9 protein-coding genes are annotated in these 15,706 nt (G+C 63.6%); 1 reads left to right on the forward strand and 8 read right to left on the reverse strand.

The genetic code is table 11. From position 1 onward, the window contains the following. Positions 1-13 precede the first annotated feature (13 nt). Positions 14-169 carry a hypothetical protein gene (locus ABEV74_RS04330; RefSeq protein ID WP_430143744.1) on the forward strand — a complete coding sequence of 52 codons (156 nt, stop codon included), beginning with the start codon at positions 14-16 and terminating at the stop codon, positions 167-169. A 491-nt stretch (positions 170-660) separates the two neighbouring features. Here ABEV74_RS04330 and pdxA read toward each other — a convergent pair whose 3' ends face one another. From pdxA to ABEV74_RS04370, 8 genes are all read right to left on the reverse strand, one after another. After that, complete coding sequence (pdxA, locus tag ABEV74_RS04335) at positions 661-1,695, reverse strand: 4-hydroxythreonine-4-phosphate dehydrogenase PdxA (RefSeq protein ID WP_430143660.1); 1,035 nt, start codon at positions 1,693-1,695, stop codon at positions 661-663. After that, positions 1,692-3,035, reverse strand: coding sequence for a four-carbon acid sugar kinase family protein (locus ABEV74_RS04340; protein WP_430143662.1), 1,344 nt, complete (start codon positions 3,033-3,035; stop codon positions 1,692-1,694). The genes pdxA and ABEV74_RS04340 overlap by 4 nt, the downstream gene beginning before the upstream one ends. A 291-nt stretch (positions 3,036-3,326) precedes the next feature. Continuing rightward, the gene (locus tag ABEV74_RS04345) at positions 3,327-5,126 is read right to left on the reverse strand and encodes a PrpR N-terminal domain-containing protein (protein WP_430143664.1); all 1,800 of its coding nucleotides are present in this window, start codon (positions 5,124-5,126) and stop codon (positions 3,327-3,329) included. Between the two features lie 76 nt (positions 5,127-5,202). Next, complete coding sequence (locus ABEV74_RS04350; RefSeq protein ID WP_430143666.1) at positions 5,203-6,378, reverse strand: iron-containing alcohol dehydrogenase; 1,176 nt, start codon at positions 6,376-6,378, stop codon at positions 5,203-5,205. A gap of 100 nt (positions 6,379-6,478) precedes the next feature. Further along, positions 6,479-8,872, reverse strand: coding sequence for a glycoside hydrolase family 95 protein (locus tag ABEV74_RS04355; protein ID WP_430143668.1), 2,394 nt, complete (start codon positions 8,870-8,872; stop codon positions 6,479-6,481). Continuing rightward, the gene (locus ABEV74_RS04360) at positions 8,869-10,935 is read right to left on the reverse strand and encodes a beta-galactosidase (RefSeq protein ID WP_430143670.1); all 2,067 of its coding nucleotides are present in this window, start codon (positions 10,933-10,935) and stop codon (positions 8,869-8,871) included. The genes ABEV74_RS04355 and ABEV74_RS04360 overlap by 4 nt, the downstream gene beginning before the upstream one ends. Continuing rightward, positions 10,932-14,138: a glycoside hydrolase family 2 TIM barrel-domain containing protein gene (locus tag ABEV74_RS04365; protein ID WP_430143672.1), complete on the reverse strand. Its 3,207-nt coding sequence runs from the start codon at positions 14,136-14,138 to the stop codon at positions 10,932-10,934. Before ABEV74_RS04365 ends, ABEV74_RS04360 begins: the two co-directional genes overlap by 4 nt. Next, a complete protein-coding gene (locus ABEV74_RS04370; protein ID WP_430143674.1) occupies positions 14,138-15,703 on the reverse strand; it encodes a four-carbon acid sugar kinase family protein in 1,566 nt (521 codons plus the stop codon). Before ABEV74_RS04370 ends, ABEV74_RS04365 begins: the two co-directional genes overlap by 1 nt. Positions 15,704-15,706 lie beyond the last annotated feature (3 nt).

Consider the following 15,706-nt stretch of genomic DNA (forward strand, 5'->3'; position numbering starts at 1 on the left):
ATCATTCGAGACAATGGAAGACGCATATGCGGCTATTGATCGGTACATGGACTTTTACAACAATCGCAGAATGCACGGAAGTTTGAAACGCAAACCTCCAAAGGTATTTAGCACTTGGATCCTGCAACAAAACGAAGAAGAACGCTCCAAATTCCATAAAGCCATGTAATCCGCTGAAAAACCTAGAATTTATACGATAATTAAATTTTTCGTGGCGTAGACTCCGGAATTAGGGGGCCTAGCCGAAAGTGCAGTTTTTTGGATCCTGCAACCGCTTGCAATAAGAAATACCTGCAAAAATACAGGAATTAAAAGAAGAAATGGCCGAGTTATCAAGTTTCATTCAATAAAAAATGTACTTTTGCAGCAATTTTGTAATTTTCAGGTAAAATGCGACGAAAAAGATGTACAATTGCAGGAATTTCATATCCAACTGCCTTGAGTGCCATGATTGACCTGACGGCCATTTGCATGCCCTGCCCCATACAGGCATTCTTGAACCGGTACCGGCAGTTCACATTTCTGCGCAATCCGGCTCCTTGGCTCCTTCGTTCCCTTTTATCGCTCTGCTCTTCCGCGATAACTTCCCTTGTTCAGGCCGCCACTTGCCTTCCCTTTCGTTTCCACTCTCCTTTTTGCCGCCCCTTTCCCTGATCGTTATCACGCCTTCTGACCGACTCCCTTCACTCTTTTCGGAGCGAGCTCGGCCGCCATGCGGACGGCTTCGAGCAAACTTCGTTCGTCCGCCATATTCTTGCCCGCGATATCGAACGCCGTTCCGTGATCGACCGACGTGCGGATGACACCCCCTTTCAAGCCGACCGTAATATTGACGCCCGCTTCGATTCCCATCACTTTGACGGGGATATGCCCCTGGTCGTGGTAGCAGGCGACCACGATATCGAAATCGCCCCGGGCCGCCCGGTAAAACAACGTATCGGCCGGATACGGTCCGGTAACGTCGATCCTTTCTTCCCGCGCCCGCGCGATGCCCGGCACGAGCTTCGCTTCCTCCTCGCCTTCGCCGAACAGCCCGTTCTCGCCGGCATGAGGATTGATGCCGCATACCGCGATCCGCGGATGGTCGAAGCCTGCCCGGGCCAGCGTATCGTGCGCGAGGCGGATCACCTTGTACGTGCGGTCGGGATCGATCAGCTCGATCGCGTGAAGCAAGCCGACATGCGTCGTCAGATGAATTACCTTGAGCGTCGGCGTGGCCAGCATCATCGAATAATCGTCCGTATTCGTCAGGGCGGCCAGTATTTCCGTATGGCCGGGAAACGGATGTCCGCCTTTACTGAGCGCCTCCTTGTTCAGCGGTGCCGTGCAGATGGCGTCCGCTTGCCCTGCCTGCACGAGGCGCACCGCCTTCTCGATGTACCGGTAAGCGGCGTCTCCGGCCGAACCCGACACGACGCCGTAGGGCAAATCCGCCGGCAGCAGCCGCAAATCGATGCAGCGGATCGCGAACGGATCGACTGCCGACATGCCGCTCTCCTCATCCATCGGCACTACCCGGAAAGGCAGTCCGAGCGAGGCGATTTCCCTTCTCAGAATGGCGGCATCTCCGACGACGAACGGCCTGCATATGTCATGCAGCGCTTCGTGCCGGTAAGCTTTGAGGATAATTTCCGGACCGATCCCTGCCGCATCGCCCATCGTGATTGCAATCCTCGGTTTGTTCTCTGCGTTCATACCAGAACCTCCCCACGAAGCGTTCGCACCGCATTCCACAGCGCGTCGTCGCTGCCGAAACTCCCGGCTTTCGTCACGGCCGCCACACCTCCGACGGACAATCGGCCTATCGGTATCCCTTCCTCGACTTCGCCGACGATCTCCATCCATTCCGCGCCGATTCGGTCGCACACCTGCCTTGCCGTATCTCCGCCCGTCAAGACATAACCGCCGACCGGAACGAACTGCCGGAGCGCGGCGACCGTTTCGCCAAGTGCGGCCGCGATGTTGTCGCTTGTCTTCTTGTGATCCAGGCCGCAATTTCTCCCTGCCGCCTGGGCCAGCCGGACATCTTCGGGATGTCCTGTCGTATACAGAACGATCGTACGAAACCGCGCATGAAGCGCCTCCGCCTTCCGAAGGACCCGCTCCATCTCCCGTTTGCCGGACCGTTGACCGACAGCGAGTACATGAGATCTCATCTCGAGCGGAAGAACGTCCGGCTGCCGCAGGAGGACCTCAAGTTGTTTTCGCGAACGGGGGCTCACACTGCCGACGACGACGAGAATCGTCGCCTCGCCATGGGTCACGGCAAGACGGATCTCCTCGTCGTTGCCCTCCTCTGCCGGCAATTGGCCGATAAGGCCGGCGGATCCCGCCCATACGACGGAATATCCGGAATTGTTCACGCCTTCTACAATCCGCCGCAAATCGTCGTCATCCAAGGAATCGAATACAAGATACGGCGTATTCTCCGAACGAAACCGCGACAGCCTGTCGTTCAGCCGGAAATCGGCCTCATGCAGTTCGCTTCGGGTCAGGAGGCCGACGGAACGAGTCGTCTGCGAACGCAGCAACGCGGGAATGTCCGATATCGTAACCGGCGTTTTGGGATCGCGGGCAATTTCCGTTTCGTGAAGCGGCAGCCCGTGCATGTACAGCTTCCCGTCCATCACTTGCCTGCCATGTTTCGGATAGGCGGGGGCAATCACGACGAAATCCGGCCGGTATACGTCGTACAGCGCATCGATTTCCCGGCCGGTATTGCCGCGAAACGTCGAATCGATTTTTTTGTAGACGAAGGAGAAACCGCTCCGTTTTACAAATTCCGCTGCCTCCTTCACCTTGGCGTACGCCTCTTCCGCGCGGGACGCCCGGCTGTCGGTATCGATCACGAGCTGGGGGAATCGTGCGTCTACGGAAGGCCCGCCGCCCGTCACAGCGGCGGATGGAAAGGAGCTCGCGTCGGCGCCATCGACGGGACGAATCATAATGAAAGGCCGGCATCCTTTCGCGGTCAACCTGACGGCGCAATCGTTGGCTCCGGTTAAATCGTCTGCAATTATTGCGATTTTCAACATTCCACTCCATTCTCATGTAGTCCTCATCGAGATTACCACAACTTTCAGCCTCCATTTTATCATTATTAGATAATACTGCAACAGTTTATTTGCAATTTGGTGGTACCTTTGATAAAATAGTTTTATTTTGCAACACTATATATGTACCAGGTACGCGCGGGACGGAGACGTCCGGCATGGCGCATCATGTGCAGAAATCCAGCCGGTCCAATGCAGGCTGTAAGGTCCCGCTGTAACGAAAAAAGCGACAACAAAGCCTTCCGCATGGCGCGGAAGGCTCGTGTATGCAGTTCACCGGTTTTCTTCGATTTCCCTGATCTTTCTCCATAATGTGGAGCGGTTGATGCCGAGCCGCTTCGCCGCTTTCGACTGATTCATGTTCTCTTCCTCGAGCACGATCCTGATCACGTCCTGCTCGATCCGGTCCAGCGTCTGGCTCAGATCGAGTACTGGCCGGCCGCTTACGGGGACGCTTTGTTCGGGCTCCTCGGACTGCGGCTCGCCGGTCGCGGCTTCTTCGATGTACGGTCCTTCCGCCCGCTTGACGCTTTTCCGGATCGCGTTTTCCAGCTCGCGGATGTTCCCGTCCCAGCGACGGGCCTTCAGTTCGTCCCAAACCGCCGGACGGACGCCGACGATCTGTTTGCCGTAACGCTCATTGTATTTGACGAGGAAGGTGCGAACGTATTCCTCCAGCCTGTCCATCGTTTCGCGGAGCGGCGGCATGCGGATGACGCATCCGGCCAGCGCTTCGTACCACACGGCGTCCATCCTCGACTCGTCGCGCATTTTCTTCGGGTCCTTCTCGAACGAATAAATGATGCGGGCCGGCACTTCCGCATGCAGGCCGGCCAGCTTGCGCTGCAGCTCCGGCGGCAACTGTTCCGCCCCTCTGACGTAGAGGACGGATTCCGGCCTCGCCTGCCGCATAAAGCGGACAAGGCGTTCGAACGTCCAATTGTCGTCGTAGGCGATGGCCGCTTCGACCAGCAACCCTTCCGGATTGCCGAGCGCATCTTGCACGGCGCTGGCGAAAAAGCGCTTGCCTGTTCCCCGTTCCCCATGAACCGCGGCAGGCAGGCCGGACTTCAGACAGCGGACGGCCAGTTCCACCTTCTCCCGAAAATCGGCACCGATGACGACAAACTGCGAAAACACCCCGGCCGCCTGTCCGTGATACCGGACCCGCAATTTGTTGGGCGTGAAGTGCCGAATTTCCAGGCTGTACATCGTCTCCCCCGATTCGGTCGCGACCGTTTTTCCGTCGATCATGATCTTTCGCCCGGGATCCTCCAGCGCCGGCCGCGCGCCGGCCGCTTCGTCCCCGCCGATATCACGCATGTAATGCCCAAGAGCGGGAATAAGATCGAACAGGGAACGATCCTGGACCTCCGCATGGGACAGGCGCATAAGCCGGAAAAACGACTCGTTCGCGTATTGAATCGTCCCCGCGCCGTCAAGCACGGCAAGGCCGCTATCCATGCCGTCGATCACCCGTCTGGCGGTACGGATTTGCCGCTCGTACCTTTCCAGATAGGCGTACATTTGCCCGACCTGCCGAAACGCCTCGATGACCGATTCCCGGCCCGACGTGATCAGAATGCCCTGCAGCCCCTCCTCCTTCGCCAGCCGCACCGCAACCGTATCCCCGACGATGACGGCCGCCCCCTTGCGCTTCGCCGCGCGAAGCGCCTCCGTCACTTCGCTTTCCCGCTCGATCGCCGTATGCGGAAACGGAATATTCATCAGGCCGGAGACGGCCGCGACGCTTTCGATAATGTTGGGGAAACCGATCATCTCGTAAGGGGCGGGATAGTCCTTGAGCAGCGTGAGCAAGCGCATGATGTCGATGCCCGAGACCGGGATTTCCGTGACCGGCAGGGCGGTGCGCCGGCGCAGCAGCCTGGCTGTTCCTCCCCGGCTGACGATCCATTCGAAGCCTTCCGATTCGTAGCGCCGCAGAATGGCTTCCGCCTCTTCCAAATCGCCTTGCACGACCGTAATATCGAATCCTTGCAGCTCCGGTTTGAGTCCGGCGATCAGCTCGGCAAGCCCCCGGTAAGGCGCGACAACGAGCGTTTTGATTCCCATATCCGACACCTGCCACTCCAGATTTTCCCCTCATTATACCTGACTGTCGTAAAAAGCGACAGTACAGGTTATCGGTTCAACCCGGAAGCAGTCGTCGATAAATGCCGGCAATATCGTCGACCGTCATCGGTTTCGGATTGTTGTCCATCAATCGCCGCACGCTCGCGGCGGCGACCGCCAGATCGGCAATATGCTCTTCCCTCACGCCGAACGGCCCTAGGTCCTGCGGAATTTCCAGCAGGGCCGTCCATTCCTCGATCTGCCGGACGACTTTCTCCGCTGCCGCGACAGTTCGGCCGTCGCTTCGTCCGATGCCCATCGCGCCCGCGACGGCGGCGAGCCGGTCCGCGATGCGGTCCAGATTGAACGCCATGACGTGCGGCAACAGCATGGCGTTCGCCACTCCGTGCGGAATGCCGAACTTTCCGCCGAGCGGATAGGCCATCGCATGGACGGCCGCCGTGCCGGCAGCGGTCAGCGCCATCCCTCCGTACATCGAACCGACGAGCATATCTTCCCGCGCCTCCAGGTCGCGGCCGTCGCGGAACGCCCGGACGATGCCGCCCGCGATTTTGCGGATCGATTCGAGAGCGGCCATGTCGCTGAACGGATTGGCTTTGTTCGAGATGAACGATTCGAGCGCATGGGTGAACGCGTCCATGCCGGTCGCGGCCGTCACATGCCGGGGCTGCGACACTGTGACGATCGGGTCGAGCAGAGCGAGCCGCGGCAGCAGCCGGCGGCTGACGACGCCGACTTTAAGCTCCCGCTCGGGCAGCGTGACGATCGCGTTGGGCGTTACCTCGGAGCCGGTGCCCGACGTCGTCGGGACGAGCACGGTCGGAACGCCGTCCCGCGCAATCGCGTCCGTGCCCGGCATGCTGCCTACGGGTAAGTCGTTCGTCTTGCGGACGGCCAGCAGCTTCGTCGCGTCCAGCACGCTTCCCCCGCCGATTCCGATGTAGACGTCATGCTCCTCTCCGGCCAGGCGGGCGGCAAGCTCTTCGATATGATCCGCAGTCGGCTCCGGCACAATGCCGCTCAGCGTATCGCAGGCCACGCCTTCCCCGGCAAGCTGCGCTTCGATCTCCGCGACGAAGCCCGAGCGCATAGCCGAGCCCGATGCGACGACGAGCGCCCTGCGAACCGGCCCCATCTCGCGGAGATGGGCGCCGATCCCCGACAGGGCATGGCGGCCCGCCACGATGCGTCCCGCGGTTTGAAAGGTATAAGTTCGAACGGCTTCGTTCAATATCGATTCCTCCTTGTGCCGGGCTTGGGGCCAACGCTTGCGCCCTCACTTGGGCTTACGCTTGGCGCCTTCGCTTGCGCCTTCACTTGCGCCTCAGGCGCTAAGCCCTGGGCACGATCGTATAAACCGCGCCCGCCTCGGTCTTAAATTCGGCCACGCCGGGTCCGATTTCCGCGGCGGCGATCTCGCCGGCTCCTTTTCGGACCCGGATCGGCACGGAGGCGCGGATGCGGCACGCATTGCCTCTCACCGACTCGATGACCGCCTCCCGCAGCCGGCCGCCGCTCCATTCGATGCCGACGGTGAAGCCGCCGCGCGCGCGCAGGCCGCGAATCCGCCCGTCCGGCCAGGCGGACGGCAGCGCGGGCAAGAGCCTCAGCTCGCCGCCGGCATGGCTTTGCAGCAGGAGCTCCGCGATGCCCGCCGTCGCGCCGTAATTCGCTTCCACCGTCAGCGGGTAGAAGGTCAGCTTCGGATGGCGGTGCGCGTTGAACAGATTCGGGAACGGGTTGCGGAGCAGCTTGACGAGATAGCGATGCGCCATCTCGGAATCTTCGAGTCTCGCGAACAGGCTGATCAGCCAGGCGAAGCACCAGCCGATCGCGTCCTCCTTCTCGTGCAGCAGCCGCCGCCTGATCGTATTCCGGCAGGCTTCCGCGAGCCCGGGATCCGCGTGCAGGTCGATCCGGCTGCCGGGATGAAGCGCGTACAGATGCGCCATATGACGGTGGCCGGGCTCCGCTTCTCCGAAATCGTCGAACCATTCCTGCAGCTGACCGTGGCGGCCGATCTTGAGCGGGCGAAGCCGCGCGCGGGCGGCGGCCAGCTCCTCGCGAAGCTCACCGTCGACCCCAAGTATGCCGGCCGCCTCGATGCAGCCCGCGAACAGTTCGTCGATCAGCGAATTGTCCATGGTGGAAGCCATGCTGACCGCCGCCTTCCGGCCGTCAGGCCCGACGAACGTGTTCTCCGGCGAAGTGGACGGATTGGTCACGAGATACCCTTCCGGATCCTCCACCAGCCAGTCGAGGCAGAACAGCGCGGCCTCCTTCATGATCGGATAGGCGACGTCCGCCAGGAACGTCCGGTCCTCGCCGAACAGATAATGCTCCCACAGATGCCGGCACAGCCACACCCCGCCCATCGGCCAGAACGCCCAGCTTGCCGGCCCTTTCGACGGGCCGCCCGACGGCGTCGTGATGCGCCACAGATCCGTGGCGTGATGGCACACCCAGCCTCTCGCCCGGTAATGCGCGCGCGCCGTCTCCCTGCCGGCCTTGCGCAGATCGCCGAGCAAGTCGAACAGCGGTGTGTGGCACTCCGCCAGATTGCACACTTCCGCAGGCCAGTAATTCATCTGCGTATTGATGTTGATCGTATAGTTCCCCGCCCAGGGTGGCCTTGGCCGGTCGTTCCATATCCCTTGAAGATTCGTCGGCTGCGTCCCCGGCCGCGAGCCGGCGATGAGCAGGTAGCGGCCGAACTGGAAGAAGAGCGTCGCGAGCCGCTCGTCCGTCCCGCCATCCCGCAGCGCCTCGATGCGCTCGTCCGTCGCAAGCTCCGGCCGCTCCGGCGCGTCAAGCTCGAACGAAACCCGGCCGAACAGCGCCCGGTAATCGTCCAGATGCCGGGCGAGCAAGTCCCCGTACGCGTATCTCGCCGCTTGCTCCAGCCGTTCCCGGCAAAGGCGGGACGGATCGCGGCCGTCCTTGCGCGGATCGCGATCGAAGCCATTGTAGCTCGTCGCCGCCGCCAGCAGGAAGGTGACGGCATTCGCGCCTTTCACCCGTAGCCCGCCCCCGTACGCTTCCACTTGGCCGCCTTCCGGCATGGCGACAAGCTGCATCTCGAAAGTTACGCCTTTGTTGTCGTCGTACCGCACGGGGTCCGCGCTCCTGGCGTGAAACGGTTCCACATGGCTCGGGCTCTCGCCCGACAGCGCGATCGTATCGGCGGCGACTTTGTGCGAGCGGTGCTGAAGCAAGCTGTCCAGCCTGGCCGTCACGGACACTCGTCCCGGACGGTCCGCCGCAAGCCGCACGACCAACACCTGATCGGGCGCGGATACGAATACGTCGCGGGTATACCGAACCCCGTCCATCGCGAAGCGGGTCCGGCAGACGGCGTCGTTCAGGTCGAGCTCGCGCCGGTAGTCCTCCGCATCCCCGCTCCCTTCAAGCTCGAGATACAGATCGCCCATCGGCTGATAGGAGGCCGTCCACGGACCGAGCATATACTCCTCGATCATTTGCTGGGCTTCCGGATACTTCCCTTCGAAAACGAGCCTGCGCACGTCCGCAAGCCGCTCCGCCGCATCACTCCGGTCCGGTTCGCCGGGATGGCCGGACCATAGCGTGTCCTCGTTCAGCAGAATGCGCTCGCGCTCCGTCCCTCCGAACACCATGCCGCCGAGCCTGCCGTTTCCGACGGCCAGCGCTTCCACCCATTCGCGGGCCGGCTTCCGGTACCACATAATCAGGTCGCCGGCGCTCATTTCGAGATCAGCTCCCTTGCCGGTTGACATGGGATGGCGCCTTCCAGAATGAATACGCCGTATGCGGGAATTTCCGCTTCCCCGCTCAGCGTCCCGCCGCCGAGCAGCTCGGTCAGGGGCTCGGGTCCGAGGCGAACGGCCGCCGGCCGGTCGTTGTGATTGAGCAGAAACGTATAGCGCCGCCCGTCCTTCACCCGAACGGCCGCTTCCACCCCCGGAGCTGTCTCGGCCGCGGGCCGGATGCCCTTCCGTTCGATCAGGCGGCCGAAGAAGGCGTCGAGAAACGCCTCTTCCGGGTCGGACGCGATATACCACGCCTCCCCCTTCCCGAACCGGTTGCGGGTCAGCGCCGGCATGCCGCGGTAAAAATCGCCGCCGTAGACCGCTTCCGTCTCGGCCCCCTCCGGATGCAGCAAGTCGCACAGCAGGCCGCACGAATAGGTACCCGCAAGCCCGGCCGTTCCTTGCCGCATGACGATCGTGTTGGCGTCGCCGGGGAAGAGCGCGTCCGTCTCTTCGACCCATATGCCGAGCAGCTTCCGCAGCTCGCCGGGATAGCCGCCCAGCACGATGAGGTCGTTCTCGTTTACGATGCCGCTGAAAAACGTCGTCACGAACGCGCCGCCGCCCGCCACGTACGCCTCCAGCTTCGCCGCGTACCCCGGCTTCGCCATGTATAGCACCGGAGCGATGACGAGATCGTACCCGCCGAGCTCCGCTTCAGTGCCGATCATGTCGACCTGGACGTTGCGGCGGTAGAAGACGTCGTAATACTTTTGAACCTGTTCCAGATATTTCAACCGGTCGGTCGGTCCGCTCGAATGCTCGATCGCCCACCAATTGTCCCAGTCGAAGACGATCGCGACCTTCGCTTCCGTCGCCGCTCCGAGCAGCGTATCGCCCAGCCGTCGCAGCTCGCCGCCGAGCGCGGCGCATTCCCGGAAGACGCGCGTATGCTCATGTCCGGCGTGGTCGATGACGGCGCCGTGGAATTTCTCGAACGCCCCGGCCGAGCGGCGCAGCTGGAAAAACATGACCGACTCGGCGCCCCGGGCGACAGCCTGATAGCTCCACAGCCGCATCACGCCCGGTCGCTTCAGCGGATTGACAGGCTTCCAGTTCAGCTGGCTCGGGCTCTGCTCCATGAGCAGGTACGGCTTGCCGCCCTTCAGCCCGCGCATCAAATCGTGGCGCATCGCGATCCGACTCATCGGCATGTCGTTCGTCGGATAGCTGTCGAGCGCGACGATGTCCAGCTCTTTCGCCCAACGGAAGTAGTCGAGCGGCTTGTACGTGCCGTTGCTCTGGAAATTGGTCGTCACGATCGCGTCCGGAATGACGGCTTTGATCGCGTCGCGCTCGATCTTGTAGCACTCAAGAAAGCTATCCGAGTTGAACCGGTCGTAATCGAGGGACATGCCCTGGAACGCCGTCTTGTCGTCGTCCATATGCTCGCTCAGACGGCTCGGCAGCACGATTTCCTCCCAATCGTAGAACGTGTGTCCCCAGAACGACGTATACCAGGCGCGGTTCAGTTCTTCCAGCGAGCCGTAGCGCGACTTGAGCCATTCGCGAAACGCGCGCTCGCAGTTGTCGCAGTAGCAGCGCCAGCCGTATTCGTTGTTGACGTGCCACAAGAGCAGCGCGGGGTGGTCCTTGTACCGCTCGGCCAGCTTGCCCGCCATGAGCCGCGAATGGCGGCGGAACGTCGGGCTGTTCGGGCACGAGTTGTGGCGACGGCCGAACTTCCGCTTCCGCCCGTGCGAGTCGACCGTCAGCACGTCCGGATATTTGCGCGCCATCCAGGCCGGGTGAGCCGCCGTGCCGGTCGCAAGGCAAGCCCCGATGCCGTTCGCGTGGAGCATGTCCATGACGTCGTCCAGCCATTCGAAGCGGTAGTTCGTCTCGTCCGGCTGATTGCGCGCCCACGAGAAAACGTTGATCGTCGCGATGTCGATCCCGGCCAGCTTGAACAGCCGCATATCTTCCTGCCAGACGTCCCTCGGCCACTGCTCGGGGTTATAGTCGCCGCCGTACAAAATTTTGGTCCATCGTTGGGTCATAAGGACATAATCCTTCCTTGCTCGTATTCGTGCCGGTCGACCGGCTCCGGCACCAGCCGGCTCCATTCCGCCGGACGGTTCTCCTTCAGGTTAAAAGGCTTCAGGCGGACCGCGAACCGGATCGGCTCTGGCGGAAGCAAATATCGATCCAGCGTCGGCGCATATCCGCAGCTATGGTTGCCGAGACCCGATTGCTTCATGTCGACGCTCACTTCGACGAAGCCGGCCGGCGCCAGCTCTTCGAGATGCTTCGCCGCACCGAGCGCCTCGGCCGTATACGGCAGCGCCCCGACCTGGCCGAGCGGCGCGGCCGCTCCCGCGATGAACAGCCCGACATCGTCCGGAGCGGATAGGACGGCCCAGCGGACATCCGCTTTCGAGCCGTTCTCCTGCGGCTTGATGTACGGCACGAATTGCTCCGCGACCGCGCCTTCGTACAGGCCCAGCTTGCCGCTCTCCTTGCGGTCGGCGTAGCATTCGTGCGGGCCGCGCCCGAACCAGGAGAAGCGGCCGAAGCGCTCCGGCATCCGGAAGCGCAGCCCGGCCCGCGGCAGCGGCGGCAGTCCGTCCCGCGCCGGCCGAAGCCGCGTCTCGATCGCGACGTCCCCGCTTCCGTACACGGTGTACGCCTGGGCAAAAGCGAACAGCGGCGGGACGCCTTTCACGCCGAGCACCCCCTCCGACCGGATCCGCACCGCCTTCCCTTCGCAGGCCGAATAGGTTCGGACGCTGCGGACATAGGGCTGTAGCTCCGGGTAGCCTGCCTCCCGCCACCGCTTCGCCATGCGGACGTCGTTGTCCACCGGCGCGCGCCACAGATGGATGCGCGGACCGGCCGCAAGCAGCGGCTCGCCGTCGAACGTCCAGGCGGCGATTTCGCCGGCCATCTTGTCGAACGTCAGCGCGAACCGGTCGCCCGCGATGCCGATGGCGCGCCCGTCCTCCTTCAGCCCGAGGATGGGCATCGTCCCGACGCGAACGGCCGGAAGCGGAGGGGCCGCATTCGGCAGCGGAATATCCGTCCACGCGACTTCGTGGCCGGCCGGCGCCCAGATCGCAGGCTCGCGCAGCGTAAAGCTGATATGGAGCCAATATTCGGCGCCCGGCTCCGCCGCTCTCGTGCGATACGGGACGGCGACGATCTCCTCGCCCCCGGGGGGAATCGCGAGCGTCGGAAGCCCCCCCTCCTCGACGGCTTCCCCGTCGCGATAGACGCGCCAGCGAATCGCCAGATGCTCCGTCGTGACCGTATCGTACCGGTTCGCGATCCGCACGGTCCCGCGTTCGGGATCGACCGGATGGACGGCAACGGGCTCGATCGCTTTCTTGAATTCCAGCAGCGCCGGCTTGACCGACCGGTCCGGGAACAGCAGGCCGTCGACGCAGAAATGGCCGCTGTTCGGCTCGTCACCGAAATCGCCGCCGTAGGCGTAGGCGAAGCTGCCGTCCTCCCTCCGGCGGCGGATCGCAAGATCCGTCCATTCCCAGATGAGGCCCCCGCACAGCCTGGGGTATCGGTAGACCGTATCCCAGTATTCCTTCTGGTTGCCCAGCGCATTGCCCATCGCATGGCCGAATTCGACCATCAGGTACGGCCGCTTGTCCTCCGCTTTCTCGCCCTCCGCGGACAGCATCTCCACCGACGGATACATGCTGCTCACGATGTCGACGACGGCAGCGTCCCTTGCCCGCTCGTAATGGATCGGGCGCGTCGGGTCCGCTTCCCGCGTCCAGGCCGCCATCGCGTCGTGGTTCGCGCCGTAGCCCGACTCGTTCCCGAGCGACCAGACGATGACGGAAGGATGGTTCTTGTCCCGCTCCACGAGGCGGATCATCCGGTCCAGGAATGCCTCTCGCCAATCCGGATCCCTAGCCAGACGGCTCTCGTGGATGGTCTTCTCGTCCGGATTGTCGATCCAGCGGCTGATGTCGCCGAGGAAGACGCAGCCATGCGTCTCCAGATCGGCCTCGTCGATGACGTACAGGCCGTACCGGTCGCACAGATCGAGCCACCGCTCGTCGTTCGGATAGTGGGAGCAGCGGACGGCGTTGATGTTGTGCCGCTTCATCAGCTCGATGTCCTTCACCATCAGCTCCAGCGTCGGCACGTGGCCGAGCTCGGGGTCGAACTCGTTGCGGTTCACCCCGCGAATGACGATCGGGCGGCCGTTCACGAGCAGCTTGCCGTCCGCCGTGCGAACGTCCCGGAAGCCGACCGCGTACCGCTGCACTTCCGCCGTCCGGCCGTTCTCGTCGACGACGCTCAGCAGCAGCGTATAGAGAGCCGGACGCTCGGCCGACCACAGCTCGGGGCCGCTTACGGCAAGCTCGGCGAGGACGGCGGTCTCCGAGCGGGGACCCGGCGCCGCATCCGGTACGAACCTTCCCTCTGCGGCCGTCTCAAGCGACGGACCGAGCAGCTCGGCCCGCAAGGCGCAGGCGCCCGCCGGACGGTCGGACGCGTTGCGCAGATGCACCAGAAGCTCCAGCGTTCCTTCCCGGTACGAGGCGCCAAGCCTCGTCCGGATGCGGACGTCGCGCATATGCACGCGGGGGACGGCGACTAGCCAGACGTCGCGGAATATACCGCTCATCCGCCATTTGTCCTGATCCTCCAAATAGCTGCCGGTCGACCATTGGTAGACGCGCACCGCGACCGTGTTGCGACCGGGACGGACGAGCGCCGTCACGTCGAACTCCATCCGGTTGTGGCTGCCCTGACCGAAGCCGGCTTCCTGCCCGTTGACCCAGACGTGGAAAGCGGCGTCCACGCCGTCGAACGCGAGAAGGACGACGCGGTCCGACCAGCTGTCCGGCAAGTCGAACGCACGTCTGTAGGAGCCGGTCGGATTCGGCTTCGGAACGTACGGCGGATCGACCGGAAACGGATATTTGCTGCTGCTGTACAGCGGCGTCCCGTAGCCGAGCAATTGCCAGTTCGACGGCACCGGGATGTCGTCCCAGCCTTCCGCCTCGAACGGCTCCTCCCAGAAGCGCTCCGGCGCGTCGGCCGGACCCGGCGCATAGTGAAACTTCCAGCTTCCGTTCAGCAGCATAAAATGCGGAGATCGGGTCCGGTCGCCCGCAAGCGCGGTTTCCCGGTCCGGGTACGGAACCGAGAAAGCGCGGGGGCGTTCCGCCCCGATCTGCAAGACGCGCGGATTTTCCCAATCGGGTATGCCTCCGGCATTGAATCGGTTCATCACGATCCTCCCCGTCTGACAAGCTCGAAATAATCGGGGCCGCCGACCTGTCCGCCCTTCAGCGCCAGCTCCAGCCCGTCAAGCCGCGAATCCCGGGCGTGGCACCGGCAGAGCGGACCGCCGGGCACGATCCTGCGCAGGCAGGTAAGCGCATGGGCGCCGAGCTCCCGTGTCGCATAGCCGGACGTGTCGCCGCCGGCGATCAGCAGTCGCGTAACATCCGTCGCGAGCAGGATGTCCCGCGCCAAGCGGCCGAGACGTGTGCCGATGAGGCGGCCCGATTCCGCGGTGGCGACGCCGCGGCGGTGCATCGCCTCGCGCAGCCGCCCGATCGCCGGATCGCCGGACCCTTGCGCCGTGTACAGGATGACGCTGCGGCCCTCGCGAAGACGGCGGACCGCCTTCTCCAGCAGCTCCAGCATCGAACGCTCAGCCTCTGCGGGATCCAGCCACTCCCACACGGGCACCCGGATCCCGGCGTAGCCGTCGGCAACCGCCCGCTGCAGCTGCGCTTCCGTCACCGGTGAACAGCTGCCGGAGACGACAAGCAGCTTGTCGGTCTCGCCCGGGTCCTCCCAGCGGACCGGTTCTGGCGGCACGATGCCCGCCTTCCGCCAATGGGCGGCAAGCGCGTATTCGATGCCGGAGGAGCCGATCGCGAACAGCCCTTGGCCGCCAGGCGCGCCGAACCGTCCGGCTTGCCCGTTGCAGCCGGACGGTCCGGTCCACACGACGCCGGAACGCCCGTCAGGTCCGGATGTTCCCGCGCCGGCGAACAGTGCCGTCCCACCGGCCTCCCCCGCGCGGGTTTGCCCCGCTCCTGCAGCGTCCCCCGCCCGGACTCCCAGCGCTTCTTCCCAGATCAGCCGGCCGGCCGTCTCCAGCCTCGCCTCGTCCAGCACGTCGAACAGCACCGCGTCCGGCGCAGGCGTTCGCGCAAGCCGCTCCTCCAGCCGGCTGCGGACGTCTTCGTAAGGCCCGTCGAGCGCGGTCAGCTCCATCAGCCCGACCGGCAGCTTCGTCTGCCGCGCCAGATGCAGCCGCAGATCGGATTCGTCCATCGGCGTCACCGGATGGCGCGACATCGTCGGATGCCGGTCCAGCCGGTACGTCTCGTCGCCCGCCGCGGCAAAATGATGGCCGAACACGGTGTACCGCCGAAGCGCCGGCGCGCCGGCCAGCAGCGGCACGAAGCGCTGTCCGGCGAACAGCCGTCTGCCGAGCTCCAGCATTCGGCCGATGCTTCCGGTTTCCGGCGACGAATCGAAGGTGGAGCATATTTTGTAATGGACGACGGGCGTCCCGTACGATTGCAGCATGGCAAGCTGCGGCGCAAGCTCGCGCTCCATCTCCTCCGGAGCCAGCGACCGGCTCACCCCGGCGACGCCGATGCATCTGACGTTCGGGAACCGCCAGGCGAGCAGCTCCGGCGAAGGAGGCGACAAAAACAGCGCCGTCTCGACGCCGCTCGCGGCAAGCGCCTCAAGCGCGTCCGTCGAGCCGGTGAAGTCGTCGCCGTAATAGCACAGCAGGCGGCCTTCCCTGCGATCGTTCTCGCTGTCCATCGG

The sequence above is a fragment of the Paenibacillus cisolokensis genome, assembly GCF_050481165.1.
Classification (GTDB): Bacteria; Bacillota; Bacilli; order Paenibacillales; family Paenibacillaceae; genus Paenibacillus_AH; species Paenibacillus_AH cisolokensis.